23 protein-coding genes are annotated in these 25,658 nt (G+C 67.1%); 16 read left to right on the top strand and 7 right to left on the bottom strand.

Translation table 11 applies throughout. The annotated features are described in order from the left end of the window. Positions 1-71 precede the first annotated feature (71 nt). The 5 genes from CJ177_RS25415 to CJ177_RS25395 all read right to left on the bottom strand — a co-directional run bounded on the left by CJ177_RS25415 (position 72) and on the right by CJ177_RS25395 (position 4,822). Positions 72-725, bottom strand: coding sequence for a hypothetical protein (locus CJ177_RS25415; protein ID WP_025431786.1), 654 nt, complete (start codon positions 723-725; stop codon positions 72-74). Positions 726-786: 61 nt separating this feature from the next. Continuing rightward, positions 787-2,988: a maltose alpha-D-glucosyltransferase gene (treS, locus tag CJ177_RS25410; RefSeq protein WP_061697745.1), complete on the bottom strand. Its 2,202-nt coding sequence runs from the start codon at positions 2,986-2,988 to the stop codon at positions 787-789. Positions 2,989-3,086: 98 nt separating this feature from the next. Then, positions 3,087-3,467: a DUF1937 family protein gene (locus CJ177_RS25405; protein WP_061042341.1), complete on the bottom strand. Its 381-nt coding sequence runs from the start codon at positions 3,465-3,467 to the stop codon at positions 3,087-3,089. Positions 3,468-3,513: 46 nt separating this feature from the next. Next, a complete protein-coding gene (locus CJ177_RS25400) occupies positions 3,514-4,302 on the bottom strand; it encodes an alpha/beta fold hydrolase (protein WP_095868918.1) in 789 nt (262 codons plus the stop codon). Between the two features lies 1 nt (position 4,303). Next, entirely contained in the window at positions 4,304-4,822 is a 519-nt protein-coding gene (locus CJ177_RS25395; protein WP_025431785.1) for an RbsD/FucU domain-containing protein, read from the bottom strand. Between the two features lie 251 nt (positions 4,823-5,073). Between CJ177_RS25395 and CJ177_RS25390 the strand changes: the two genes are divergently transcribed. The 15 genes from CJ177_RS25390 (at position 5,074) to CJ177_RS25320 (ending at position 22,750) form a co-directional block, all read left to right on the top strand. After that, positions 5,074-5,832, top strand: coding sequence for an SDR family NAD(P)-dependent oxidoreductase (locus tag CJ177_RS25390; RefSeq protein ID WP_095868917.1), 759 nt, complete (start codon positions 5,074-5,076; stop codon positions 5,830-5,832). Between the two features lie 125 nt (positions 5,833-5,957). After that, the gene (locus CJ177_RS25385; protein WP_061042344.1) at positions 5,958-7,595 is read left to right on the top strand and encodes a GMC family oxidoreductase; all 1,638 of its coding nucleotides are present in this window, start codon (positions 5,958-5,960) and stop codon (positions 7,593-7,595) included. After that, complete coding sequence (locus CJ177_RS25380) at positions 7,592-8,101, top strand: hypothetical protein (RefSeq protein ID WP_005244727.1); 510 nt, start codon at positions 7,592-7,594, stop codon at positions 8,099-8,101. Before CJ177_RS25385 ends, CJ177_RS25380 begins: the two co-directional genes overlap by 4 nt. A gap of 60 nt (positions 8,102-8,161) precedes the next feature. Continuing rightward, positions 8,162-8,947, top strand: coding sequence for a GntR family transcriptional regulator (locus CJ177_RS25375; RefSeq protein WP_025431783.1), 786 nt, complete (start codon positions 8,162-8,164; stop codon positions 8,945-8,947). Continuing rightward, positions 8,940-10,760 carry a putative nucleotidyltransferase substrate binding domain-containing protein gene (locus CJ177_RS25370; RefSeq protein WP_095868916.1) on the top strand — a complete coding sequence of 607 codons (1,821 nt, stop codon included), beginning with the start codon at positions 8,940-8,942 and terminating at the stop codon, positions 10,758-10,760. Before CJ177_RS25375 ends, CJ177_RS25370 begins: the two co-directional genes overlap by 8 nt. Beyond that, a complete protein-coding gene (locus tag CJ177_RS25365; protein ID WP_005244730.1) occupies positions 10,739-11,401 on the top strand; it encodes a PolC-type DNA polymerase III in 663 nt (220 codons plus the stop codon). Before CJ177_RS25370 ends, CJ177_RS25365 begins: the two co-directional genes overlap by 22 nt. Before the next feature lie 198 nt (positions 11,402-11,599). Further along, complete coding sequence (locus CJ177_RS25360; protein WP_095868915.1) at positions 11,600-13,063, top strand: APC family permease; 1,464 nt, start codon at positions 11,600-11,602, stop codon at positions 13,061-13,063. A gap of 44 nt (positions 13,064-13,107) precedes the next feature. Beyond that, positions 13,108-14,547, top strand: coding sequence for an aldehyde dehydrogenase family protein (locus CJ177_RS25355; protein ID WP_095868914.1), 1,440 nt, complete (start codon positions 13,108-13,110; stop codon positions 14,545-14,547). Continuing rightward, complete coding sequence (locus CJ177_RS25350) at positions 14,544-14,801, top strand: hypothetical protein (protein WP_005244733.1); 258 nt, start codon at positions 14,544-14,546, stop codon at positions 14,799-14,801. Before CJ177_RS25355 ends, CJ177_RS25350 begins: the two co-directional genes overlap by 4 nt. Before the next feature lie 36 nt (positions 14,802-14,837). Then, positions 14,838-16,271 (top strand): FGGY family carbohydrate kinase, encoded by a 1,434-nt coding sequence (locus CJ177_RS25345; RefSeq protein ID WP_061697738.1) that lies wholly within the window; start codon positions 14,838-14,840, stop codon positions 16,269-16,271. Further along, positions 16,264-17,703 (top strand): NAD(P)/FAD-dependent oxidoreductase, encoded by a 1,440-nt coding sequence (locus CJ177_RS25340; RefSeq protein WP_061042350.1) that lies wholly within the window; start codon positions 16,264-16,266, stop codon positions 17,701-17,703. The genes CJ177_RS25345 and CJ177_RS25340 overlap by 8 nt, the downstream gene beginning before the upstream one ends. Beyond that, positions 17,700-19,034: an NAD(P)/FAD-dependent oxidoreductase gene (locus CJ177_RS25335; protein WP_095868913.1), complete on the top strand. Its 1,335-nt coding sequence runs from the start codon at positions 17,700-17,702 to the stop codon at positions 19,032-19,034. Before CJ177_RS25340 ends, CJ177_RS25335 begins: the two co-directional genes overlap by 4 nt. An 82-nt stretch (positions 19,035-19,116) precedes the next feature. After that, the gene (locus CJ177_RS25330; RefSeq protein WP_095868912.1) at positions 19,117-20,457 is read left to right on the top strand and encodes an MFS transporter; all 1,341 of its coding nucleotides are present in this window, start codon (positions 19,117-19,119) and stop codon (positions 20,455-20,457) included. Positions 20,458-20,636: 179 nt separating this feature from the next. Next, positions 20,637-21,533: a dihydrodipicolinate synthase family protein gene (locus CJ177_RS25325; protein WP_095868911.1), complete on the top strand. Its 897-nt coding sequence runs from the start codon at positions 20,637-20,639 to the stop codon at positions 21,531-21,533. 182 nt (positions 21,534-21,715) lie between these two features. Further along, positions 21,716-22,750 (top strand): proline racemase family protein, encoded by a 1,035-nt coding sequence (locus CJ177_RS25320; protein WP_095868910.1) that lies wholly within the window; start codon positions 21,716-21,718, stop codon positions 22,748-22,750. Between the two features lie 43 nt (positions 22,751-22,793). On the opposite strand, the gene CJ177_RS25315 is transcribed toward CJ177_RS25320, so the two are convergent. Further along, on the bottom strand, positions 22,794-23,678 hold the full coding sequence (locus CJ177_RS25315; RefSeq protein ID WP_095868909.1) for an LLM class flavin-dependent oxidoreductase: 885 nt from the start codon (positions 23,676-23,678) through the stop codon (positions 22,794-22,796). A gap of 46 nt (positions 23,679-23,724) precedes the next feature. Continuing rightward, positions 23,725-24,783: a LacI family DNA-binding transcriptional regulator gene (locus tag CJ177_RS25310; protein ID WP_005244747.1), complete on the bottom strand. Its 1,059-nt coding sequence runs from the start codon at positions 24,781-24,783 to the stop codon at positions 23,725-23,727. Positions 24,784-24,992: 209 nt separating this feature from the next. Between CJ177_RS25310 and CJ177_RS25305 the strand changes: the two genes are divergently transcribed. Further along, on the top strand, positions 24,993-25,658 hold the full coding sequence (locus tag CJ177_RS25305) for a ThuA domain-containing protein (protein ID WP_095869224.1): 666 nt from the start codon (positions 24,993-24,995) through the stop codon (positions 25,656-25,658).

The following is a 25,658-nucleotide window of genomic DNA, read 5'->3' as shown; positions in this document are numbered from 1 at the left end:
TGACGTTGCTCGCGGCGCCCCCGCGCCACATCACCCGTACCGGGTGAGAACCTCGCGCCCGAGAAGAGCGGTCAGTCCGGGGGACTCGACGGCGGTCGATCCACGGTGAGGATGTACGCGCTGATCACCGTCACCCACGCCGGGAAGACCAGCGTCACCCACAGACTGAAACTGACGACCACGAGCAGGGCGAGTGCCAGCAGGTAGGTGGCGACGGCCAGCCATCGCGGCATCAGTCCGGTGCGCAGCCAGATGGTTCCCAGCGAGATCATGAACACCCCGGCCATGCGAACCCCGTAGACGTTGTTCACATGCAACATCACTTCGCGCCCGAAGAAGACGAGGTCGTTCTGCGGAACGTTGGTGAGCCGGGAGACGGCGAGGAGCCCGCCGGCGATTGCCGTCGACACGAACGTCATGGCGAGAAACAGCAGCCCACTGCCGACGAAGACGGTCGAGAAGAATCGGTCTTCGAGGTTCCCGAGCCGGTCGCGGATGACGCCGATGAACCACAGGAACGCGATGCCCGCGAAGGGTGCGAGTATCAGGGCCGCCGTGATCTGCGTCTGGTGGCGTAACCACGGGGTAGCGGCTTCGCCGGGCAGCGCGCTCCGCAGCAGGACGATGCTGGAGGCGAACAGGACACCGAAGACGACACCGGCGACGGCCGCGGCCCGTGGAGTCCGTAGCTGGTGGAACTCGGCGTCGCTCTGTGTGCGGGCCATGAGTTCAGTCTTCGCCGAGGTCGAGCTCCAGGGCAACAAGGAGCCCGAATCGTGCCCGTTCTCAGCCCGCGTCGTCGGTCCTGCCCGCCCTCACGACGACGGGGACACCCTCGTACGGCGCGAGGGAGATCGGGAAGCTGTGGAGTTCGTCGACGGTGCCGATCTGTTCGTCGGTGAACAGGTTGACCGCGGGCGATCCGGCCGGCAGGAACTGGGACTGCACGGTCGCGGCGATCTCCTCGGACGTGAAGTTGAGAACCGTGACTTCGAGACTCGAATCCGCCAGTTCGTGGACCATGACGAGCAGCCCCTTGTGCGACACGGTGGGCACGTCGAGTTGGACCGCGGTGGCGATGCCGAACCGGTTTCGGATGTCGATGATGCGGGCGAGACCGCGAGCGAAGGACGCCGGATCCTGCAGTTGCACCGGGAGACTCCCGTACAGGCTGGTGCCCCGGGGGATGCCGGACTCCGACCGGGCGGCATCGGGATTGACCCCCATCAGGTCGTGCGCGCCGCGGTTGATCCAGCGGGTGTCCCCTTCGGCGAGAAGGTCGGCGACGTCCTCGGACGGCACGGGAAGCAGCCCGCACAGATCCCAGCCAGACAGGGCGAAGACACCGGGCTGGAGCGCGTTGAACATCGCCAGGAGCAGATGCGCCTGCTTGACGGTGTCGATGTCGGCGGCATCCATCCTGTCGAGGTCGCGGATGCCGAGCGCCGCGGTGATGACGCTGGCGGTCGTGCAGGCGATCCCATTGGTCGTGAACGTGCGGTTGTACGGGGCCCAGCGTCCGGTGAGCCGCTCGCACAGATCCTTACGGATGCGATCGCCGAGATCGGACCCTGTGACCGACTCACCGCCGTACGTGAACTCGTCGTCCTTGTGCAGCGTCGCGAAGTGGACCAGTTCGAACGTCAGCTCGTCGTGGTTCTGCAGGGCATGGACGAGCGACGCGGCGTCGACACCGTGATCGCGGGCGAGGTTCATGGTGAGCCGGAGAAATTCGGTGTTCCCCATGACGAGGGCGTGATGGTAGGCGGGACGATTGATGAAGTCGTAGGACAGGTCGGCTCCGGTGGTGCCCATCGCCTTGATGTCGTCGATGGTGAGGTTCAGTTCCTGGAACGTGAATCCCCCCATCTTCCGCACGATGCTGGCGATGAGGTGATTGGCCGCCTCCGACAGTGGATGCCCTTCCGACCACCCGGGCAGTCCTTCGGTCCGGCGTTCGACCCCGAGAAATCCGTTGGCGTCCAGTCGAAGCGCGCCCGCACCGAGGTCCGCGATGGAGTGGCAGGCATCCCCGATGACGAGCCGCATGCCCGCGAACGACGGATCCAGCCAATTGATGGAGGGCTGCCCGGCCTTGAAATAGTGCAGGTACACCCACCTGCGCTCGATGCCGTCCACCCCCTTCACCACGGGGGTCACACTCCAGTTGGTTTCCTTGACACCGAGTTCGTAGAAGATGACGCGCTGGAGTTGACCGATGATGTACCCGGCCCGGGCGAGCTGAGCCTCGGTGTCGGCGTCGATGTTGACCGAGTCCCGGCCTTCCGGCACGCGGGGAAGCAGGTGCCAATCCTGTTGTTCGATCTCCACCATGTGGTAGATGCCGGGGTAGTCGGCGTACGCCATCTCGGCGAGCCGGAAGTCGGCGCCCTTGCCGGTGTGACCGGGGACGATGTCGTCGATGACGATGCCGTCGTACGCTGCGGCGACGACGCAGAGCTTGCGGAACTCCTCCTCGGTCCCGAAGGCCGAGTCGATCTGCATGCTGATGCGATCGAAATGGCCGTCCACCGACGGCGTGGCCCGCCACCCGTTGATCCCGCCGGCCTGCTTCACCGGCCCCGTGTGCACCGCCGTCACCCCGATCTCGGAGAAGGCCTGCCACAACGACTCGTCGCCGAGCGAACTCAGAAAACTCGCACCCGGTGCCGTGATGATCGAAATCGGGTACGCCGTGAACCACACCGATCCCCGCTCCACCGCTGCGCGCGGATTCGGGTCGGCATACGGGTTCTGCCACATGCTGCCCTTGCCGGACAGCTGCTCCGCGATCAACTTCGCATCGTGCAGGATCGACTGATTGATCAGCCACTCCACATAGTTCGGGTTGTCCGGCACGGGCTCACCCGTCTGTGCATCGACCCTGGTCGCACGGCGGACCGACGGTTTCAACGGCCGAGGGCGCGCCGGGTAGAACTGCTCGTCGTAGCTGATCTCGCTGGGCTCGTGATGGATCTCGGGGTTCATGGTCCTCCGTCGTCATCTCGTCTGCTCCGCCGCACCGGTCGGCTACCCGTCCACCGTCCCACGGAAACGACCGGCCGGCATGCGGAGTTGGACGACTGTCAGCGGACCGCGGAACTGTCGGGTGCGACGAACTCGGCGGAGGCCTCGGACCACAGGCTCACCCGCCTGTCCCGGCTCTCGAAGAACTCGATCTCGCGTGTGATGCCGGAACTCTGGTCCCATCCGGGGAGGTCGAGGATGATCAGCTCCTCCATCGCGTCCATGAACACCCGGTCGACGGGCCCCCACATCGTGCCGATCGCCGTGTTGTCCTTTCCGGTGAAAGTCAGGTTGACGGGATGCGACATCGACACCTGGCTGAACACCGCATGGCCGGATTCGACGATGTATCCCGCGACTTCGTTGCTGGCGAGAAACCGCTCGTGCGTCACCGCCGGATCGGCATGGCTGTAGGGGCAGGCCAGAAAGATCTTTCTCATGGGTTCCTCGTGATTCGTGGGGCGACGGCCCCGGTACAGGGTGTGCTCATCGAGAACCCGCCGGGAGTGGATGCACGGTCCGGCACCACCCCGAGATCGCCTCGATCATCAGCGACGCGACCGCCCGGTGGGCGACGTCGTTCGGAATGTCGTGGTAGCCGCCGGGGATGACGACGCTCTGTCCGTGCTGCAGTTCCCGCGCGAATTCGGCGGCGCGGTCGGGCGTTGCGAAGGCGTCGAATTCGCCGTTGACCAACAGGATCGGCATCGTCACCGCCGGCAGGCACGCCCGCACTTTTCCTCCGGCCACGGTGAGCGCCTGCCAGAGGTTCGGTTCGGCGGGAGCCGTGTCGAAGCCGAGCGGATCGTTCTCGAGTGCGTCGAGGTACGACCGGTCCTTCGCCATGACGAGGTCCGTCCGGCCCTGCGCCTCACGCGGCAGACCCCACAGGGGCGCTCCCGTCATGATCAATCCGGTGCGCAGGGACGGTGTGCGAACCGAGAGGAGGGCCCCGGTCAGTGCGCCGAGCGAGTGACCCAGGACGACCACCGGCAGGTCGGGCCCGTCGCCGGCCATGATGTCGACGAGAACTCCTGCATTGGAAGCGAGTTCGTCCACCGAGGGGAAGAGCCCTGCCGGTCCGCCGGTGTGTCCGTGGCCGAGGTGATCGGGCGCCCACACGTCCAGACCGGCCGAGTTCAGCTGCCCCGCGAGCCGGTGATAGTGACCGGAGTGTTCACCGAATCCGTGCAGGAGCAGGATCCGGGCCCAGGGCTGCGAGGCTTCCCACTGCCGGTAGTAGACCTTGTTCCTGACACCGTCGAAGAAGGGCATGTCAGGCCTCCGGACTTCCCGGATCGGTCGACGACGGTGCGGTCGGCAAGTCCTCGAACCAGGTCGGGGACGTGAGCCAGTTCAGCGGAATCGGCGGGCTCGGGTAGCCCGCGACGAGAACGACGTTGCCGTGCACCGAGTAGTCGCCGGTCTGGACGAAGACCTTCACCCGGTCGCGGAGGTTGTAGAACTCGGGGAGGTACCGCAGCTCGTGGACGTTCTCCTCACCCACCAGTGCCGAAACGAACTTCCGGGCTTCGGGGTTGGCGGTCACCATGTCCTCGGTGACGATGGCTGCTTCGAAATCCCCCACCTCGCACAGCACCGACAGCAGATCCCCGACCGACGGCAATCCCGGTGCGATGCCGAGATCGATCGTCTCGACCTGCGGCGACAGTGGAACGAGGCTCGCGGAAGACGTGCCGCTTCCCGCGTCCGCGACGTAGATCATCTCGCCGTGCCGGAGCTGGCTCACGACGGCGGCCAGGCGTTCGTGCAGCAATCGGGCTTGTGGTGCCATGGGATTCGTCCTTCGATCGATGGCGTGAGGTGTGCGGCGCAGCGCACCGGGCACTGAATGTGCTCTAGTCGACAATCGACTAGAAATCTAGGACGCTCTCGCCTGGAGGTCAAGCGCTGAACGAATCCAGATCCACGCTTGACCGATCGTCCGGGGAGGGCGCACACTTGCCTGGTCGATTGTCGACAAAGAGTCAATCGCTTCCGCGTCTACGCGCTTCCACATCCACATGACCCTCGAGGGAGAACACCATGGGCCAGCTGCTGCCGGGCAAGACAGTCATCGTTACGGGCGCAGGCGGAGGAATCGGCCTCGCCACGGCGTTGCATCTCCACGACGAGGGGGCACAGGTGGTCGCCACCGTGCACTCCGAGTCCAGCCTTCCCCAGCTGAAGGTCGACGACGATCGCCTGATCGGCCGCGTCGTCGATGTCACCGAAGAAGAGCAGGTCAAGAACCTCGTCGACTTCACGGTGGCGACGTTCGGCAAGCTCGACGGCATCGTCAACAACGCCGGCATCCTGAAGCCCGGCACCATTCTGGATGCGTCGGTCGAGGACTTCCAGAAGACGTTCGACGTCAACGTGAAGGGCGTGTTCCTGGGGTCGAAGTACGCGATTCCCGAGCTGCTGAAGGTGGGCGGCGGGTCGATCGTCAATTTCGGTTCCATCAACTCGATCGGCGCGGAGAAACTGCTGACGACGTACACGGCGAGCAAGGGCGCCGTGCTCACGCTGACCAAGGCCATCGCCCTGGACTTCGGCGCGCAGGGCATCCGCGCCAACACCCTCTGCCCGGGCTTCGTCGACACCCCGCTGAACGTCCCGCACTACACGGCACTCGGCGGCCGCGAGGAACTCGAGGCCGGGCTCCCCGACTTCCAGCCGATCGGCCGCGCCATCCTCCCCATCGAGATCGCGCACTCCGTCGCCTTCCTGCTGTCGGACCACTCCACCGCCATCACCGGAACGGCATTCGTCGTCGACGGCGGCGTTCTCGCCGGAGCCTGATCGCCCAGTCTTGCGGTGGGAGCCCTGCCGCCTCGGGCTCCCACCGCAATCCCATTTGACAGCCGACGTGACTCCCATCACCATTGATGTAATGTCGACAATTAGACGAAATGAGGTCGACCCCGATGACTTCCACTGACTCCGATGTCACCCAGCACGACGTTGTCGACGTGTTGGTGATCGGCGCGGGTCCGTCCGGCGCGGTGGTCACGCACACCGCTGCCACGGCGGGACTGAGCACCCTCTGCCTCGAGCAGGGTGACTGGGTCAACCCCAGCGACTTCCCCGCCAACCACCCCGAGTGGGAACTGCTCATCCAGCACGACTGGGCGCACGATCCGAATGTCCGTGCCCTGCCGTCCGACTACCCCGTCGATGTGACGGAATCCGACATGTGGCCCGTGATGTTCAACGCCGTCGGGGGAAGTTCCATCTTCTACGGCGCCGAATGGCCACGGCTGCTGCCCTCGGACTTCCGGGTCAAGACGCTCGACGGCGTCGCGGACGACTGGCCGATCAGTTACGACGACCTCGAGCCGTACCACGACGAGGTCGACGAATTCATCGGCGTCTCCGGAGTCGACGGCGACACCGCCTACCCCGAGGGTCTCGAATACCCGTTGCCGCCACACCCGTTGGGCAAGCCCGGCATGAAAGCGGCCGAAGCCGCGAACAAGCTCGGCTGGCACTGGTGGCCGGGCACCAACGCGATTCCCAGCCAGAAGAACAAGACACTCGAGCAGTGCGGTCGCTGGGGCGTCTGCGAATGGGGTTGTCCGCAGGGCGCGAAGGCCTCGTTCGACTTGATCTACATGCCGCAGGCGCAGCAGGCCGGCGCCCGCGTGGAGACCGGTGCGCGTGTCCGCCGGATCGTCACCGGCGACGACGGCCGCGCCGCAGGGGCCGAATGGGTGGACCGCACCGGCGCCGTCCATTTCCAGCCGGCCCGGGCAGTGATCGTCTGCGCGAACGGCATCGGAACACCGCGACTCCTGCTGCTGTCGGCCGACGAGAAGCATCCGGACGGCCTGGCGAATTCCTCGGGCCAGGTGGGCCGGAACCTCATGCTGCACCCCAACTGCACCGCCATCGGGTACTACGAGGACAACCTGGAGAGCTGGCGCGGGCCGGCCGGGCAACTCATTCACTCAATGCAGTTCTACGACACGGACACCTCCCGCGGATTCGTCCGCGGCGCCAAGCTGCACGCCCTCCCGACTCCGGGACCGCTGAACACGATCGAGACCCACCGGCAACTCGATTTCGACGACCTGTGGGGACCGGCCATCCACGATGTCGCGCGCGCGGCGTCCAACGGAATCCTGTGGGCGGCCAACGTGGAGGATCTGCCCGAGGAACACAACCGGGTCACCCTCTCCACCGAGGAGTTCGATGCCGACGGCCTGCCGGCGCCGAAGGTCGAGTACCGCGTCAGCGAGAACACCCGCAAGATCCTGAAGTACACCGTCGACCGCATGGTCGAACTCCACGAGGCCGCGGGCGCGAAGCAGATCTTCACGCAGGAATTGTGGGTCGACCAGCCCGGGCACCTCCTCGGGACGGCCCGGATGGGCGACGACCCGGCGACGTCCGTGGTCGATTCGCACGGCCGGGCCCACGATGTCGACAACCTCTACATCGCGGACGGCAGCATCTTCGTCACGTCCGGCTCCGCCAATCCGACCTGCACGATCAGCGCCCTCGCCCTGCGGGTGGGCAAGAAGGTCGTCGAAGACGTCAACGCACGGAAGGCATCGGCATGAGCACCACACCCCTCGACCTGCAGTCGGCACCGAAACGGCGACTGTCGGTACCGGGCAGGCACACGGCACCGCCGCGGCCGCTCACGGACACCGAACTGACGACGCTGCTGCGGATCGCGGACTGTCTGATCCCCGCGTCCGGTGAGAATCCCGCCGCCAGCGAGGCCGACGAGTACCTCCGCTACCTGAATCTGGCGCTGGCTGCCCGGGCCGACGTCTTCGACGCGGTCCTCTCCGCGGTCTCCGAGGCAGCCGATCTGCACGGTGACGACCTGCGCGCGGAGATCAAGCGGATGTGGGCAGAGGACAAGTTCACGTTCGATCCGCTGTCCTCGATTCTCGCCGGCGCCTACTTCATGACCCCCCAGGTCAAAGCGCTGATCGGCTACCCCGGGCAGCACCGGGACGCCGCCGGATTCGAGGACGCGGCCAACGAACTGGAAACCGGGATACTTGATCCGGTGCTCGAACGGGGCCACTTCTACGTGTCCGCGAACGGCGAGTAGCCGGCTCGGACGCTCCCCCGCTCCGCACTGTTGATCTATTGTCGACAAGAGGCTCCCGGCGTGGTCAACGTCGAATCAACCACCATCAGAAAGGACAACCCGATGACACTGTCACCGAATCGTCCACCGGGATCGACTGTGGGTCGGCGCGAGGACGGCGACATCTCCCTCGGGCGGATCCATCAGCGCACCACGCCGGGCACGGTCGCGGGCGTCCTGCGCACGGCGATCCTCGACGGCACCCTGGCCCCCGGCAGTCAGCTCCGCGAGGCACACATCGCCGCCGACCTGGGCGTCAGCCGGGCGCCGCTGCGGGAGGCGCTGAGCATCCTCGCCGACGAAGGCCTCGTAGTGAAGATCGCGTACAAGGGTGCGTTCGTCGCCGAGGTCAGCGCGAAAGGGATGGCCGAGATCGCCAGCCTGCGCAAACGGCTCGAGCCCTACGCGATCGAGCTGGCACTGCCACGCCTGTCGGGAGCCGGCCGGACCAGAATCGTGCGGACCCTCCAGGACATGGCCCGGGGCGCCGACGACGGTGACCTGACCCGGACAATCGACGCGCACATGAGCTTCCATCGGGTGATCTACGAACTGTCCGAGCACGGCCTCCTACTGGACCTGTGGCGCAGCTGGGAATCCCAGCTCCAGTTGTTCCTCTCGGCGGATCATCAGTCGTTCCCCGATCTCCACGACGTCGTCGCCGAACACGAGCGCCTGCTCACCATCATCGACACCGGCGACCTCGAGGCGATCACCCGCGAGATCGACCGGCACGTCCACGGTTCGACCGACGCCGCCCCGGCCGCAACCGCTCCAGTCGACGGTTCTCAACCGTCGAATGCGTGAGTACGTCGACTTCCTCGGCAGTCAGCCGCCCTACGACGCGCTGGACTCCGCCGACCTCGATGCCCTGGCTCGGACGGTGGAGGTCGAGTACTTCGCCGCCGGCGCACGGATCGTCGAGGCGGGCCAGGCCCCACTCGATCATTTCTTCGTAGTCCGCACCGGCGAGGTCGAGGTGATCGACCGCGGCCGGGTCGTCGATCTCCTCGGCCCCGGCGAAACGTTCGGGCAGATCTCGGTGCTGTCCGGTCTGCCTCCGCCTCTCGCGGTCCGCGCCTCCGAAGACACACTCTGCTACCGCTTCCCCGACCCGCGGCCGGTGCTGCGGCACCCGCAGCGACTCCAGTTCGGGCACTACGGCACCCTCGTCACGCGGGAACGATTGGCCCGCTCCGGACTGGTCGATCAGGCGTTGCGGGCGGCCCGTCATCAGATGCGTCCGGTCGTCTGGTGCCCCGCCGACTCGACCGTGAGCGAGGCCGCGTCCGTGATCACCGACGCCGGCCAGTCGTACGCGCTGATGGACCGGGGCGGAGCGATCGGCATCGTCACCGACAACGACTTCCGGCGGGCGTTCGCCGACGGGCACGTCGACGCGCACAGCCCGGCCTCGGTCATCGCCTCGTTCCCCGCCCGGTCCGTCCCCGCCGAGACTCTCGTGGGCGATGCGTTCCTGACGATGGTCGAGTCGGGGGTGCACCACCTGGTGGTGACCGGCACCGGTGACAGACCGGTGGGGGTTCTCCGCGTCGTCGACCTCGCGTCGGCCGAAGTGCGCAATCCCCTGGTCGTCCGCCGGGCGATCGACGACGCGACCACAGTGGAGGACCTGGCGGCCGCGGCGGCCCTGCTCCCCGGAACCTGGGTCGAGTTGTACGACACCGGCGCGTCCGTCATGCACGTCGCGGGCCTGATGTCCGCGGTGATCGACGCGATCATCAGGCGGCTCGTCGAGCTGACCGACGTCGGCGACGACCACGTTCCCCACCGGACGTCCTGGCTGCTTCTCGGCTCGGTGGCCCGCCGCGAACCCCTCCCGAAGTCCGACGTCGATACCGGCCTGGTCTGGGAAGACCTGCCCGGGACGGACTCCCCCGCCCGGAAGTTGCAGAACTGGGCCGGGCGCGTCCTGGACAACATGGAACGCTGCGGCCTGCCCCGCTGCGCCGACGGCGCCAACGCGACCAACCCCCTGTTCGCGCGTTCGCGCACCGACGCGGTCGCCGCCGCGACGTCGTGGATCACGAATCCCACCCAGAAGAACGCTCTGCTGCTGTCGTCGATGATCGCCGACAGCAGACCCGTCAGCGGGATGTCGCTCGGACGCTCGGTGTCCGACGCCATGCTCGCGACCACCCGCAGCCGCGAGTATCTGTCGGCTCTGCTGCGTTTCACCACGTCCCGGCGACCTCCGGTCGGGTTCGTGCGCAACTTCGTCGTCGAGCACTCCGGCGCCAACCGCGGCCACCTCGACCTCAAGGCGGGCGGACTCGTGCCCATCGCCTCCCTGGGCCGGTGGATCGCCGTGGTCACCGGAGACGATCGCGGCTCCACTCTCACCCGGTTGCGGCGCGGCGAGGCCGCCGCTCTGCTCACCGCGGACGAAACCGAGACGCTGGTGCGCGCGTTCGAGTACGTGTACGGATTGATTCTGGGCCGCGAGATCGAGGCCATCAAGGGCAGCACAGTGGCGACGACGTGGGTCGCGCCCAACCAACTGGACACGCTCACTCGCCGGTATCTGCGTGAATCGTTCCGGGCGGTGGCCGAGGTCCAGAACCGGCTGGAAAGTGAATGGGTGGCGCGCCTTCCATGAGGGCACACCGGAGGTTCCGCCGCCCGGACACTCTGGTGTGCCCGTGGCGCGACGCCGAGTTCGCGGTCGTCGATCTGGAGACCACCGGACTGGATCTCGTGCGGGACACCATCGTGTCCTACGGGGCCGTCGTGGTCCGGCACGGTCGCATCGTCATGGCGGAGAGTGTCTACGGACTGGTCCACCCCGAGTGCGACATTCGCCCGGAGGCCGTGGCCGTCCACACTCTGCGGGAGGCGGACGTCGCCGATGCCCCACCGTTGGGCGAGGCCGTCGGCGTCCTGCGACATCTCCTCACCGACCGTGTCCTCGTCGCCCACGCGGCGTGGGTCGAGACGGCCTTCCTCTCCCGCGCCTTTCGCGACAGCGGGCTGAAGTTCCGGCCGACGGTCGTGGACACCGCTGCCCTCGCCCGTGCTGTCGGCGTGGCGCCGCGACAGCACCGGTGCGAGCCGAACCTGGAATGGCTGGCTGACACGCTCGGCCTGCCCGTCGTCGATCCCCACCACGCACTGGGCGACGCCGTCACCACGGCACAGGTGTTCCTCGCCCTGGCGACCCGGCTCGAGCACCTCGGGCACGACACCGCGCGCTCCCTCGTGGATCTGAGTGCCGGCGACCGTCGCCTCGGGCGCGGTTGACGCAAAGGTAATCCAGCCGAAACAACTGGTGATTGAGGTCACACCGATTTGTGGTAGATTGTCGACAGTAGAACAAGCGCGATGCACCTTTCGCCTTCTTCCACGACAACCGAACCTCGTCTCGGCACATCCCCCGCCGAGATACCCGCGACAGAGACCAGCGAGGTCACGATGGCCATAACCCCGGAAGAGCCCCCGGTGTCCACTCAACCGCCCACCGAGCCCGATCGCCCGCTCCTCGATTCCGGAGCGGACACCGATACCGCCTATCTGGAGAAGCTCGGCTACAAGCAGGAGCTCAACCGAACGCTGGGGCTGTTCTCCGCCTTCGGAGTCCAGTTCACCTCGATCGCGATCGCCTCCGGAATCTTCACGACCCTGATCGTCGGCTTCGGGTTCTTCGGGCCCGCGTCGTTCTGGTCGTTTCTCGTCGGCGGCGGCCTGCAGGTGTTCACCGTGGGACTCGCGGTCGCGCAGCTCGTCTCGGCCTACCCACTGGCCGGCGGCGTGTACCAGATCACCGGGCGGATCACCGGGAAGCCGTGGCTGGCCTGGCAAACCGGATGGTGGCTGCTGATCGCGCACACCGTCGCGGTCACCACCGTCGCCGTGAGCATCGCCCCCTTCGTCGCCGGCTGGTTCGGCGTCACGTTCGAGGACAACACCGACGCCCTCCCGTGGGCGCTCGGCCTGATCGTGCTCGGCACCGTCATCAACATCGCCGGAGTCAAGGTCGCTGCCGTGCTCAACAACATCGGCGTGGTGGCGGAAGTACTCTGCGTCGTCGCACTGGTAGCCGTGCTGCTGATCGTGAAGCATCCGACCCAGCCGCTGTCGTTCCTGAGCGAGTCCGGCGGAACGACCACCGGCGGCAACTGGTTCGTCCCCTTCCTTCTCGCGATGATCCTTCCCGCATATGCGATCTCGTCGTTCGACGCGACCGGAAACGCCTCCGAGGAGACCAAGGACGCCGCCCGGAAGGCGCCGATGGCATCGGTGATGGCCAACGTCTCCTCCTACGTCGTCGGCATCTTCATGGTCGCGTTGATCATGCTCGCCATCCAGGACCTCCCGGCGGTCATGGAGAGCACCACCCCGGTCAAGCTGATCCTCGACACCGCGGTCGGCACCGCGTTCGCGAACATCTTCGAAGCGGTCGCGATCGTCGCCCTGTTCGCCGCCCTGGTCATGTTGCAGCTCACCGGTATTCGCGTCCTGTGGTCGCAGGCACGCGACGGCCAGATCCCCGCGGCCTCCTGGCTGCGCAAGGTGAGTGCCCAGCGGATCCCGATCAACGCGACCCTCACGATCTTCGCGATCTCCGTGGTGTTCGCACTGTGGTCCTCGCTGCTGTCCGTGCTCGCAGCGATGACGGCACTCGCCTGGGGAATGGCCTACGGTGTCGTGGTCGTCGTCGGCTTCTACGGACTGATCAAGCGCAAGTTGCCGTCCCACCCGTGGCACTACGGCATCGTCAGCCCGGTCATCTTCATCCTGGCGATCGCCTGGTCGGTCGTGCTCTGCGCGCTCCTGATCTACTCCGACCCCACCCATGTCGGCCTCGGCATGCTGCTGGTCATCGCGTCGGGCGCCGTCATCTACATGATGATCCCCAAGAGCAGGCGCGGTAAGTCCATCGACACCCAGGCCGGACACCTCTGACAGCCCACTTGCCTGACAACCGACCCACATTCGAAAGGAACTTCATGTCATCCACGCTTCGTTCCGTCACCAACATCATCGACGGCAAGGCCGTGGCCGGATCCTCCGAGCAGATGCGACAGGTCCGCAACCCGTCCACCGGCGAGGTCGTCGCCGAACTCCAGGAATCGACCGTCGAGGACGGCTATCGCGCCGTCGATGCGGCCCGCGCAGCGTTCCCCGCCTGGGCCGCGAAGACACCCGGCGAGCGCTCGCAGATTCTGCACGACCTCGCCAACCTCCTCGAGGCGAACCTGGACGAACTCGCCGACCTCGAGACCCTCGACGCCGGCAAGCCGACGACGGCGGCGAAGGGTGACGAACTTCCGGGCATCGTCGCGGCGTTCCGGCACTTCGCCGGCGCGGGCCGGGCGTTGTCCGCGCAGGCCGCCGGCGAATTCACCGCCGGCAACACCAGCTTCGTCCGGCGCGAACCCCTGGGCGTCGTCCTTGGAATCACGCCGTGGAATTTCCCTCTCTGGCAGGCGGTCTGGAAGCTGGCCCCCGCACTGGTCGCCGGCAACACCGTGGTCGTCAAGCCTGCCGAGTTGACCCCGCTGGCCACCACCCGGTTCGCGGAGCTCGCGCAACAGCTGCTGCCCGCGGGTGTCCTCAATGTCGTGCACGGCAAGGGCAGTGTGGTCGGGGACGCTCTCGTTCGTCACCCCGACGTCAACCTCGTCTCCTTCACCGGTTCGACGTCCGCCGGACAGCGGATCGCCGAGGCTGCGGGTGCCACGCCCAAACGGCTGGTGCTCGAGCTGGGCGGGAACGCTCCCGTCGTCGTCTACGACGACGTCGACCTCGAGGCCGCACTCCCGATCATCACCAACGGCATCCTGTTCAACGCCGGCCAGGAGTGCATGTCGGCAACCCGGCTGCTGGTGAGCGAGACCATCCACGACCCGTTCGTCGCGGCGCTCGCCGAAAGCCTGAGCGCGGCCCGGATCGGTGATGCTGCCGACAGTTCGACGGTTCTCGGACCTCTCATCTCGGAGGGCCAGCGCGCCCGCGTGGCAGAGCTCGTCGACGGCAGGCCGGACCACGCACAGGTCGTGACCGGCGGCAGGATCGTCGACGGTCCCGGCTACTTCTACGAGGCCACCCTCATCGACGGTCTGCGACAGGACGATCAGCTGGTGCAGGAAGAGATCTTCGGACCGGTGGCGACGGTCCAGACGTTCACGGACGAGGCGGACGCCCTGGAGAAGGCCAATGCGGTCGAGCAGGGACTCGCCGCGTCGGTCTGGACCCGCGACATCGGCCGAGCGCTGCGGAACGTCAACGCGATCGAGTCCGGGGTCGTGTGGGTCAACAACCACATGGCGGTCGGCCCGGAAGGACCGCTCGGCGGCTTCAAGGGCTCGGGCTACGGCAAAGAGGGCGGCGCGGCCGGACTCGAGGAATTCACCCGGCTCAAGCACGTCATCGTGAGCCTGGCGTGACGGCGCCGAGCCGCCACGACACCGCGTGGGGGACGTGGGAGCCGGCAGAGCCGGAAGACGCGGTCGGACGAGCCATCCGGCGGATCGACCTGCGCAGCGGTACGGCGTCGCCCTGGGCGCACGCCACCATGGTCGTGCCGTCGCGCGGGCGCGAGTGCTGGTTGGTGACGCTGTGGGACGGCAACGTCGACGTGTGGCGGGTCGACGACACGACCGCGAGATACGAGTTCGATTTTCGCACTCGGACCGACTAGATCTGGTCCAACCATCCGATTCGAAAGGAAGCGCGCGTGACAGTCCTTGCCATCGACCAGGGCACGTCCGGCACGAAGGCTGTCGTCGTCTCCGAGGACGGCGACGTCCTCGCGATCGCCGAAACAGCGGTCCGTCCGGCATATCTCGCTGCGGGCGGCGTGGAGCAGGACCCGATGGAACTGCTGGGCTCGGTCCTCGAAGCGGGACGGAGCGCGGTCGCGAAAGCGGGTGTGCCCGTGTCCGCCGTGTCCCTTGCCAACCAGGGTGAGACCGTCCTGGTGTGGGACCCGGACACCGGCCGCCCGCTCAGCCAGGCCGTGGTGTGGCAGGACCGCCGGTCGGATCAGCTGTGCCGCGACAAGTCCGAGTCCAAGTCGTGGGTCGAACAGCGGACGGGCCTCGTGCTCGATCCGTATTTCTCGGCGCCGAAGATGCAGTGGTTACGGCAGAATGCCACAGCATCGGGCGTGGTCACCACGACGGACACGTGGATCGTGCACTACCTGACCGGGGAGTTCGTCACGGATTCCGCCACCGCCAGCCGCTCGCTGCTCACCGACCTCGACACGGTCGCGTGGGATCCGCAGCTTCTCGATCTGTTCGAGCTCTCCGCCGAGCGGATGCCTGCCATCGTCGCCAACGACGTCGTCGTGGGAACCACGGATGTCTTCGGATCCGGCGCTGCCGTGGGCGGTCTCGTCGTCGATCAGCAGGCGGCTCTCCTGGCGGAGCGGTGCTTCGATGCGGGGACCGCCAAGTGCACGTTCGGCACCGGGGCGTTCCTGCTGGCCAACACCGGCACGCTCCCGGTCCGCTCGGCCGCCGGGTTGGCGTCGTGCGTCGCGTGGAACGTGCGCGGGAAGAAGTCGTACTGCGTCGACGGCCAGGCCTACACCGCCGCCTCCGCCATCCGGTGGATCCAGGACCTCGGCTTGATCGAGTCGGCGCGCGACCTCGACAGTGTGGCCGCGCACGATTCCGGTGGAACATATTTCGTGCCCGCGCTGGCCGGTCTCGCCGCGCCCTGGTGGCGGCCGGACGCGACGGCGTCGTTCTCCGGGATGACGTTGTCCACCGACCGGTCCCGGTTGGTGGCCGCCGTCCTCGAGGGGCTGGCGGCGCAGACGGCAGAGCTGGTGTCTGCCGTCGAAGGTGACCTGGGCGCTCCCCTCACCCGGCTGCGGGTGGACGGCGGGCTCACTCGGTCCCGCCGCCTCATGCAGGCCACGGCCGATCTGACCCAGATCCCCCTCGACGTCTATCCGTCGCCCCACGCCACCGCTCTCGGTGCGGCGGCCTGTGCCAGATTGTCACTGAACCCCGACCTGTCCCTGGAGGACGCGGTAGCCGACTGGGAACCGGCGACCACCTACGAGCCGCGGTGGTCGGTCGACCGCGCGGCAGAATTCCGACACCACTGGCGGACGGCCGCACGAGCGGCGCTGCCACAGGAGAAAAGCGATGACTGACACCCCTCCGCCCCCCGACTACGATTTCGTCGTGCTCGGTGCGGGCATCGTCGGCTCGGCGATCGCGCGGGAACTGGCCGGATACCACCACACCGTGGCACTCGTCGAGGCGCGGGACGACGTGGGCGACGGGACGAGCAAGGCGAACACGGCGATCCTGCACACCGGATTCGACGCGAAGCCGGGCACGCTCGAATCCCGCATGGTGAGCCGCGGCTACACGCTGCTCTCCGAATACGCACAGCAGACCGGGATTCCCGTCGAACGGTCGGGCGCCATCCTCGTCGCATGGAACGACGAGGAACTGGCCGCACTGCCGGGCCTGCGTGACAAGGCAGCCGACAACGGCTACACCCACTGCGACATCATCGACGCCGACGAGGTCTACCGACTCGTGCCCGCGCTCGGTGACGGCGCGCTCGGCGGGCTCACCGTCCCCGACGAGTCGATCATCTGCACCTGGACCACCAACCTCGCGCTGGCCACCGACGCCGTCGCCCGCGGGGTGACACTGCGGACGCGGACCCGTGCGGAGTCCGTGACCGTCCAGCCCGAGCGGACGATCCTGCACACGTCGAGCGGCGACATCAGCGCGCGGTGGGTGATCAACGCCGCCGGGTTGGGAGCCGACTACATCGACAAGGAATTCGGCTACGACCGATTCCACGTCACCCCGCGGCGCGGCGAACTGCTCGTCTACGACAAGCTCGCGCGGCCGTTGATCGACAAAATTGTGCTCCCCGTCCCGACATCGCGCGGTAAGGGTGTTCTGGTCAGCCCGACGATCTACGGCAACGTGATGCTCGGGCCCACTGCGGAAGACCTCACCGACCGTTCCGCGACGGCGACGTCGGAGGCCGGCTTCGAGTTCCTGCTGGGCAAGGGCGGCACGCTGATGCCCCGCCTGCTCGAGGAGGAGGTCACCGCCACGTACGCCGGACTCCGTGCCGCCACCGACTACGGTGACTACCTCGTCGAGGTCGACCACGATCAGCGCTACGTCCTGGTCGGCGGAATCCGCTCGACCGGACTGACGTCCGGTATGGCGGTGGCCGAGTACGTCGGCGAACTGCTCACCAAGGCAGGCGTTCTCGACGGCGCACGCACCGAATTGCCACCACCACCCCGGATGCCGAACATCGGCGAAGCATTCACGCGCCCGTATCAGGACGCCGAACTCATCGCGCGTGACAGTGAATACGGCAGGGTCGTCTGCTTCTGCGAGCGCGTCACGGCGGGTGAGATCCGCGACGCGTACCAGTCGCTGATCCCCCCGGCCGGACTCGAAGGGCTCCGTCGCCGCACCCGGGCGATGAACGGCCGGTGCCAGGGCTTCTTCTGCGGCGCCGAGGTCGGCTCGCTCGTCGAGGCACACCGATGCCCCGCCGGTTCGCCCGAAGCGACCGAGACCCGGAAGGAAGCCGTCCGATGAGCGCGCCCGACACCTCACGCACCGTGGTGACCGCCGATGTCGCCATCGTCGGCGCGGGTCCCGCCGGGTTGGCCGCGGCCACGCAACTCGGAAAGGTCCACGGGCGCCAGGCCCTCGTCCTGGACCGCGAAAGCCGTGCCGGTGGGATCCCGCGGCATTGTGATCACCCCGGCTACGGCATCCGCGACATGCACACGTTCATCGGCGGCCCCGCCTACGCCGAACGCCTGGTGCGGGCGGCGACGTCCGCGGGCGCCGACATCATGCCGAATGCGATGGTGACGGCGGTGCATCCCGACGGCGCGCTCGACGTCACCTCACCCGCGGGTCTCCTCCGCATCGAGTCCAGGGCGCTCGTCCTGGCCACCGGCGCCCGCGAGCGTGCCCGTCCGGCCCGCATGATTCCCGGCGACAGACCGTCTGGGGTCTACACCACCGGACAGCTGCAGAACATCGTGCACCTGCACCACGGACGTGTCGGAACACGTGCGGTGGTCGTCGGCGGCGAACTGGTGAGCTGGTCCGCGGTCATGACGCTCAAGCACGCCGGATGCAGGACCGTGCTCATGACGACGCAGTATCCGTCGCCGGAGTCCTACGCCGCCTTCAACATTGCCGGTAAGGCACTGTTCCGGCTCCCGATCGCCGCCCGCACCCGCGTCGTGCGGATCATCGGTCGCGGGAATCTGGAGGCGGTAGAGATCGAGAATCTCGACACCGGCGCACGCGAGATCGTCGAATGCGACACGGTCGTCTTCACCGGCGACTGGATCCCGGATCACGAACTCGCGCGCTCGGCGGGTATCGCCATCGACCCCGGAACGAAGGGACCGCTGGTCGACAGCGCTCTGCGCACCAGCCGGCCGGGTGTCTTCGCCGCGGGCAACGTCCTGCACCCGGTCGACACCGCCGACATCGCTGCCCTCGACGGCACGTTCGTCGCAGACCGGGTGGCCGCGTTCCTCGACGCCGGCGAAGCGATCGATCCGGGTGCGGTCGCCGTGCGCATCCTCGCGGCCCCACCGTTCCGCTGGGTTTCCCCCGGAGTGCTCCGGGCGGGTGACCCGGCACCACCACGACAGCGCCTGTTGCTGTGGACCGATCAGCTGGTCCGGTTCCCGAAGGTGACTGTCTCGCAGCGGGGTCGCGTCGTCGCGACCACGCTGCTGCCCTGGGCCGCCTCACCGGGACGGGTCTTCCGGGTGCCGTGGTCGATCATGGACGCCGTCGACCCGGCACTGGGGCCCGTGACCGTCGGACTGGCCAACGCACCTCGTCGGGGAACCACGCCCAATGCGGTCGGGGAATTCATTCCCTCCCGCTGCAACTGAGCACACCCCCGACACGCACTCTCGTTCAGCACTACCCCGCACACAGATTGTCGACAATAAACTTCGATCGATCGGAAGACACATGACGGAAGTACAGGGCGGTTTGCACGGTCCCGAGATGCGGCGGGCCATCACGGCCGCCGCGATCGGAAACTTCATCACCTGGTTCGACTTCGCGGCATACGGATTTCTCGCCGTCCTGCTCGGCCAGATCTTCTTTCCCTCCGAGAACCCGGCAACGAGCCTGCTGGCGACGTTCGCCGCATTCGGGGTCGCGTTCCTGATGAACCCGATCGGCGGCTTCGTCTTCGGACGGCTCGGAGACAAGGTCGGGCGCAAGAAGATCCTGGCGACGGTAATCATTCTGATGTCGCTGTCGACGTTCGCGGTCGGCCTGCTGCCGGGATACGCGACCATCGGCCTCGCAGCCCCGGCGCTGCTCGTGACACTGCGGATCATTCAGGGTTTCGCCGCCGGCGGTGAACCCGGCGGTGCGGCGACGTTCCTCGTCGAATCCGCGAAACGCGGCAGGCGGGCGCGCACCGTCAGCTTCTGGCACTGCTCGAGCTATCTCGCCAACGCGGCGGCCTCGGTCCTCATCCTCGGCCTCAACGCTGCGCTGAGCGAGGCGGCGATGTTCGAGTGGGGCTGGCGCATCCCCTTCCTCATCGCGGGACCGCTCGGACTGGTCGGGCTCTACATTCGCCTGAAGCTGAGCGACACAGCGGAATTCGAACGACTTCAGACCTCGGGCGAAGTCAGCGAGTCCCCGGTCAAGGACGCCCTCACGACCAGTCGCCGGCAGATCCTGCAGGTGGTCGGGTGTATTGCGCTGCAGGCCGCGGCGTTCTACTTCATCTTCGTCTACATGGAGACGTATCTGCAGTCGGAAGTGGGATTCTCGTTCGGTCTGGCCTCCGCATCGACGGTCACCTGCCTGTGCTCGGCGGCGGTCGCCATCTTCGTGTTCGCCCGCTTCTCCGACCGCTACGGTCGCAAACCCGTGATCATCCTCGGCGCCGTCTCGAGCACGCTGATCGTCTATCCCGCGTTCATGGTGTTCGCGACGGGGAATGTCCCCGCAATCGTCGTCGCGCACGCCGCGATGGGGATCTGCCTCGCCATGTTCATGTCCGCGTCGGGCGCAGCGATGGTGGAGATCTTCCCGAGTCGTGTTCGGTACGCAGGATTCTCGATCGGATTCAACATCTCGGTCGCAGTCTTCGGCGGCACCGCACCGTATGTGGCGACCTATCTGATCGCCACAACCGGCAGTCCGTTGTCACCGTCGGTCATTCTGATCGTGACGGGCGTGATGGCCATCGTGGCGGCGGCGACGCTGCACGAAACCGCAGGCCGGAAAGTCGATGCGAGGGTGGCGGCGGAGCCCCTCCACCGCGATCCCATCACCGTGGGTGAATAGCGGCCGAAGAACCCCGGCTGATCCCTTGACACCACCGCGGATCGACCTTAGATTTGAGATCGTTCTCTTGTCGACAATCGCCAATCTAACAATTGTCGAGGCCAGAGCAGTTCCCGGAAGTTCACCAGTCGAGGACCCCACAACGGGCATCGACCACCACCACCGAACAAGGACACGACATGACCAAGAAGCTGGGTGGCATCCTCGCCGCCGTCTCCACTCCCTTCGCCCAGGACGGCTCCGTCGACGAGGGCGCACTGCGCAACCACGTCGACTTCCTGATCGAGAACGGACTGCACGGCCTGGTCCCCGGCGGCAGCACCGGAGAGTTCGCAGCTCTCACGCTCGACGAGCGCAAGCTCGTCAACACGGTCGTCATCGACCAGGCCGCCGGCCGCGTGCCCGTCGCACCGCAGACCGGCTCCACCCGCACCGCGGAGGCCATCGAACTGTCCCGGCACGCCGCCGACGCGGGCGCCGACGCCGTCCTGCTGGTGCAGCCCTTCTACGAGGCCCCCACGCGCCACGAGGTCATCGAGTACTTCGCCACCGTCGGCCAAGCGGCGAACATCCCGGTGATCGCGTACAACCTGCCGGGTGTCACGGGAATGAACCTCGACCGCCCGTTCTACCGTGAACTGCTGGAACGCACGGACGCCGTCAAGTACATCAAGGACACGTCCGGATCGATCGAGCAGGCCTTCGACCTCATCTTCAACCTCGGCGACGCCATCGACACCTTCGTCGGCTGGGACACGATCGTGCTGCCCGCCTTCTCCGCCGGTGCCGCCGGTTCCATCTGGGGTGCGCCCAACTTCGCGCCCAAGGAGTGCGTCGCGATCTACGAACTCGCCAAGGCCGGCAAGTACACCGAGGCCCTCGAAATCTTCAAGCGGCTGTGGAACGTCCTCGACTTCCTCGGCAAGGAGGGTTACGCCGTGGCCACCAAGGCCGCCGCGCAGTCCGTCGGCGTGGACCTCGGAGTGCCCCGCGCCCCGTACGGTGAGCTGCCCGCGGACAAGAAGGAAGAGCTCACCAAGCTCATCGCCGAGACCGGCCTCACCTACGCCCGCTAGTCACCACCAAGAAGACCGCGCGCGTTCATCACGGAGTGACCCTTCCCCGACACGTGCGCAGAGGCCGGCAGCAATCACCCCCGCTGCCGGCCTCGCCTCTCGCCGGCAGGCGCAGAGAAGTTCACCCCTGGCAGGGTGGATCCCAGGCCACCGCAACGCAGACGAACACACGGAGGAAGATCGTGCGCTGGAGTCGAGTAGTCAACGTAGTGAAGTGTCACGTCGGGGGCGAGATCAACAACGTCGTCACCGGCGGAATCGGCGATGTCCCCGGCGCCACGGTCTTCGACAAGATGAAGCACTTCCGTGAGCATCGCGACGACCTCCGGCAGCTTCTGCTCCACGAGCCGCGGGGCTCGGTGACCCAGTGCGTCAACTTCGTCGTCCCGGCGACGGATCCCGAGGCCCAGATGGGCTACGTCATCGCCGAGTCCACGGAGTACCCGGCCATGTCGGGCAGCAACACCATGTGTGTCGCCACCGCGCTGCTCGAGACCGGCATGATTCCCATGGTCGAACCGATCACCGACATCGTGCTGGAAGCACCCGCCGGACTCATCCGCATTCGCTGCACCTGCGAGAACGGCAAGGTGACGAGCGTCGAGTTCGAGAACCAGCCCGCGTTCGCCTACGAGATCGGGGTGCCGCTCGAACTCGACGGCTACGGCACCCTCACCGTCGACGTGGCGTGGGGCGGCATGGCCTACGTGCTCGCCGACGCCGACCAGCTCGGATTGAAGCTGCAGCCCGACGAGGCGCGCGAGATCTGCGACCTCGGGCAGAAGCTCAAGACCGCCGCCGCCGAGCAGATCCCCGCCGTGCACCCCACGAATCCCGAGTTCGCCGGAATCACCCAGACCGAGTTCGTCGGCCCGCTCTCCCGCACCGACGGGGTGCTGACCGCCCGGAATGCCGTGGTGGTCTCCCCCGGCCGGCTCGACCGCTCGCCCTGCGGCACCGGCACGTCCGCCCGGCTCGCGGTGCTGAAGGCGAAGGGGCTCATCGAGGTCGGGGAGAAGTTCGTGCACGAATCGGTGATCGGCAGTCGCTTCGAGAGCCGGATCGACAGACTGACGAAGGTCGGAACGTACGACGCCGTGGTTCCCCGCGTGAGCGGCCAGGCGTTCATCACCGAACTCAGCCAGGTCGGACTCGACCCCGCCGACCCGTTCCCGACCGGCTACACCCTGTCCGACACCTGGCCGACCGGCAACTGACCCGCACGTGAGTGGCAAAGTGTGCCCGGGCACTCTTTGCCACTCACGTGGGGAGCAGGGGCTTGACGGCGCGGCCGAGGAACTCGACGAATCCCAGCAGGTCCGGTTCGTCCTCGGTCGGTGCGAAGGCCACCGACGTCGCGCCCAGGCGCGCGAGCCTTCGCACCTCCTCGGCGATGGTGGTCGCGTCGCCGGCGATCCCGATTCCCGTGTCGGCCGGCTTCTCCCACCGCGCCAGTTCCTCGTCCACCCGTTGTCGCGCTCCCTCGCCGGTGGCGGCGATCTTCGGGACGACCATGCGATGCGACGACGCCCGTTCGTCGCCGATCTCCTCGACGATCAGGTCGCGGGTCCTGCGGATGTCGTCGTCACCGACCGCAGAGGTGACGAGGTTACCGTCACCCAGACGTGCCGCGAGGCGAATCGACTTGGGCCCCTCGCCGCCGAGCATCAACGGGACCCGTTCGGTGGGAGGCCAGTCGAGTTTCACACGATCGAGCCGGACATACCGGCCGTCCGTGCTCACCGATTCACCGTCCAAGAGGGCACGGAGCGCCACCGCATACTCCTCGAGGAGCGTCATCGGTGACGCCACCCGCGCGCCCACCTGCTCCATCCACCTCTGCACCCCGTGTCCGACGCCCGCGATCACTCGACCGGGAAACAACCGGGTGAGCGTGGCGATCTCCATCGCGGTGAGCGCGACGTTGCGCAACGGTACGGGCATCAACCCGACACCGACGTGGATTCGCTCCGTCCATGCCAGTGCGGCGGTGGCCGAAGCCACGCCGCTCTCCTTGAAACAGTCTTCCCACAACCAGATCTCGTCGAGGCCACTGTCCTCGGCCACCCGCACGAAGTCCTTCAACTGCTCGGGTTCGATCGTCGGGATGAACGTCACGCCCAGTCGCGGCACCGCACTCGTCATCGATCCATCATGCGGGATGGCGCCCGGCCCGCGCGGGCCATCGCCATCATTCGCGCGGCGGCGCGGTACTGGTGCGGACGACCAGTGACGTCTTCATCAACGATCGTGTGCGGGTGCCGCCACCCAGTCGATCGAGCAGGATCGTCGCGGCCGCGCGGCCCTTCTCGACGATCGGTTGATGAATTGTGCTGAGACCGAGTAGTTCTGCAACGGGTGCGTCGTCGAACCCGATGACGGACATGTCGTCGGGCACGGCGAGTCCGCGCTCGCGTAAGACCTGCCACGCCGCCACCGCGTGCACGTCGGACGTCGCCACGAGGGCGGTCGGCTGAGCGGCGTCGAGCAGGATCCGGGTGGCCTCGGCACCGGTGGCGCGATCGATGTTGCCCGCCACGACGATCGACAGTTCCTCCACTGGGAGGTGGTGGTCGCGGGCCGCGGCGAAATAACCGGCAAGCCGCTCTCGCGCGTTGCGTTCGGTCGCCGCATCGACGTCGTCCGCCGTGACCATCCGGCATTCGGTGTCCTGGCCGAGCTTGTCGACGATGATCCCGATGCGTCGATGACCCAGGCTCAGGATGTGATCCATCTGCAGGTAGGCGCCGTGCCGGTCGTCGATGGCCACGAACGGTAGTCCCGCGCTTCGCGGCGAATCGACCACGACGGCCGGGATACCGCGCGCGATGATCGCCTCGACCAGAGGATGACCGTCGGGGACGTTGTGGATGACCACGCCGTCCACGAGCCCACGGAGAACCAGCGAGTTCGGTGGTGAATCCGGGGATCCACCGCGCGAGGCCGGAAACAGAGTGAGGGCGATGTCGGCCGAGTTCCCGACTTCCGCGATGCCCTTCATCAGCAGGGTCACGGACGGATCCTCGAGCGCCTGCACCGGGGAGTCGGGCACGATCACGCCGACCGCGCCGATCCGCCCCGACCGCAGACTGCTCCCGGCGATGTTCGGGCCGGCGTAGCCGAGTTCCGCGGCGACGGAATAGATGCGTTCCCGTTGTGTCGCAGAGACCTTCGACGATTTGCTGAAGGCGTAGGAGACGGTGGCGACCGATACCCCGGCCGCTCGGGCGACGTCCTTCATCGTGACCAAGTGGTACTCCCTCGTCGGCGATCATCGGCCACACCCGGCCGTTGCGCACCGGAGCGCACAATGGGCAAAGACCGATCCTAGTCCGCGTCTGGACGCTCTCCACGTTCCCCTCGACATCACCCATTGACAGCGCTCCAGCCGGTGATACGATTCACCACCATAAGTTAATCGTTTCACCATTTCCGGTTTCACCATCCATGGGAGCACTCATGACCAAGGTCCTCTACCTCTACGGCGGCTGGCCCGGCCACCATCCGTACGACATCGCCGCATGGGCACGCGAACTGTTTTCCGAGCTGAACTACCAGGTCGAGGAGTCGCAGGACATTTTCACCCTCGATCGCGACCTGACCGGATACGACCTGATCGTGCTCGGCTGGAACAACGCGCTCACCACCGAAGACCTGAGCGATTCGCAGGAGAAGAACCTGCTCGACGCCGTCGCGGCAGGAACCGGGGTCGCGGCGTGGCACGGCGCCGCCGCCGCGTTCCGGGCGAGTCTGAAGTACCACTTCCTCCTCGGCGGCGACTTCGTCGAACATCCTGCGGGAGAGGCTTTCCCACAGCCGTACAAGGTGAGCATCACCGACCGCGAGCACGAGGTGACCGCCGGTGTCGAGGACTTCGCCGTGGCGTCCGAGCAGTACTACATGCACGTCGACCCGAACAACCGGGTACTCGCGGAGACCGAGTTCAGCGGCGAGCACCTGCCCTGGCTGGAGGGACTGCGCAGCCCGGTGGCGTGGGTGCGCCAGTGGGGCGCCGGCCGGGTCTTCTACCACTCGATCGGCCACACACCGGCCGACCTGTCGGAGCCGAACGTGCGCCGACTGACCAAGCAGGGACTGTGCTACGCCGCCCGCGTAGCGAACTGA

This window comes from Rhodococcus sp. ACPA1 (assembly GCF_002300195.1).
GTDB lineage: Bacteria > Actinomycetota > Actinomycetes > Mycobacteriales > Mycobacteriaceae > Rhodococcus_F > Rhodococcus_F opacus.
This window is presented reverse-complemented; position numbering and strand designations above follow the sequence as displayed.

Excerpts from the sequence above, each read along its gene's own strand:
- CJ177_RS25385 (WP_061042344.1), top strand. The coding sequence starts at position 5,958 with ATGACTTCCACTGACTCCGATGTCACCCAGCACGACGTTGTCGACGTG.
- CJ177_RS25400 (WP_095868918.1), bottom strand. The coding sequence starts at position 4,302 with ATGCCCTTCTTCGACGGTGTCAGGAACAAGGTCTACTACCGGCAGTGG.
- CJ177_RS25370 (WP_095868916.1), top strand. The coding sequence starts at position 8,940 with ATGCGTGAGTACGTCGACTTCCTCGGCAGTCAGCCGCCCTACGACGCG.
- CJ177_RS25325 (WP_095868911.1), top strand. The coding sequence starts at position 20,637 with ATGACCAAGAAGCTGGGTGGCATCCTCGCCGCCGTCTCCACTCCCTTC.
- CJ177_RS25380 (WP_005244727.1), top strand. The coding sequence starts at position 7,592 with ATGAGCACCACACCCCTCGACCTGCAGTCGGCACCGAAACGGCGACTG.
- CJ177_RS25305 (WP_095869224.1), top strand. The coding sequence starts at position 24,993 with ATGACCAAGGTCCTCTACCTCTACGGCGGCTGGCCCGGCCACCATCCG.
- CJ177_RS25330 (WP_095868912.1), top strand. The coding sequence starts at position 19,117 with ATGACGGAAGTACAGGGCGGTTTGCACGGTCCCGAGATGCGGCGGGCC.
- CJ177_RS25355 (WP_095868914.1), top strand. The coding sequence starts at position 13,108 with ATGTCATCCACGCTTCGTTCCGTCACCAACATCATCGACGGCAAGGCC.
- CJ177_RS25390 (WP_095868917.1), top strand. The coding sequence starts at position 5,074 with ATGGGCCAGCTGCTGCCGGGCAAGACAGTCATCGTTACGGGCGCAGGC.
- CJ177_RS25365 (WP_005244730.1), top strand. The coding sequence starts at position 10,739 with ATGGGTGGCGCGCCTTCCATGAGGGCACACCGGAGGTTCCGCCGCCCG.
- CJ177_RS25315 (WP_095868909.1), bottom strand. The coding sequence starts at position 23,678 with ATGACGAGTGCGGTGCCGCGACTGGGCGTGACGTTCATCCCGACGATC.
- CJ177_RS25335 (WP_095868913.1), top strand. The coding sequence starts at position 17,700 with ATGAGCGCGCCCGACACCTCACGCACCGTGGTGACCGCCGATGTCGCC.
- CJ177_RS25405 (WP_061042341.1), bottom strand. The coding sequence starts at position 3,467 with ATGAGAAAGATCTTTCTGGCCTGCCCCTACAGCCATGCCGATCCGGCG.
- treS (WP_061697745.1), bottom strand. The coding sequence starts at position 2,988 with ATGAACCCCGAGATCCATCACGAGCCCAGCGAGATCAGCTACGACGAG.
- CJ177_RS25415 (WP_025431786.1), bottom strand. The coding sequence starts at position 725 with ATGGCCCGCACACAGAGCGACGCCGAGTTCCACCAGCTACGGACTCCA.
- CJ177_RS25395 (WP_025431785.1), bottom strand. The coding sequence starts at position 4,822 with ATGGCACCACAAGCCCGATTGCTGCACGAACGCCTGGCCGCCGTCGTG.
- CJ177_RS25340 (WP_061042350.1), top strand. The coding sequence starts at position 16,264 with ATGACTGACACCCCTCCGCCCCCCGACTACGATTTCGTCGTGCTCGGT.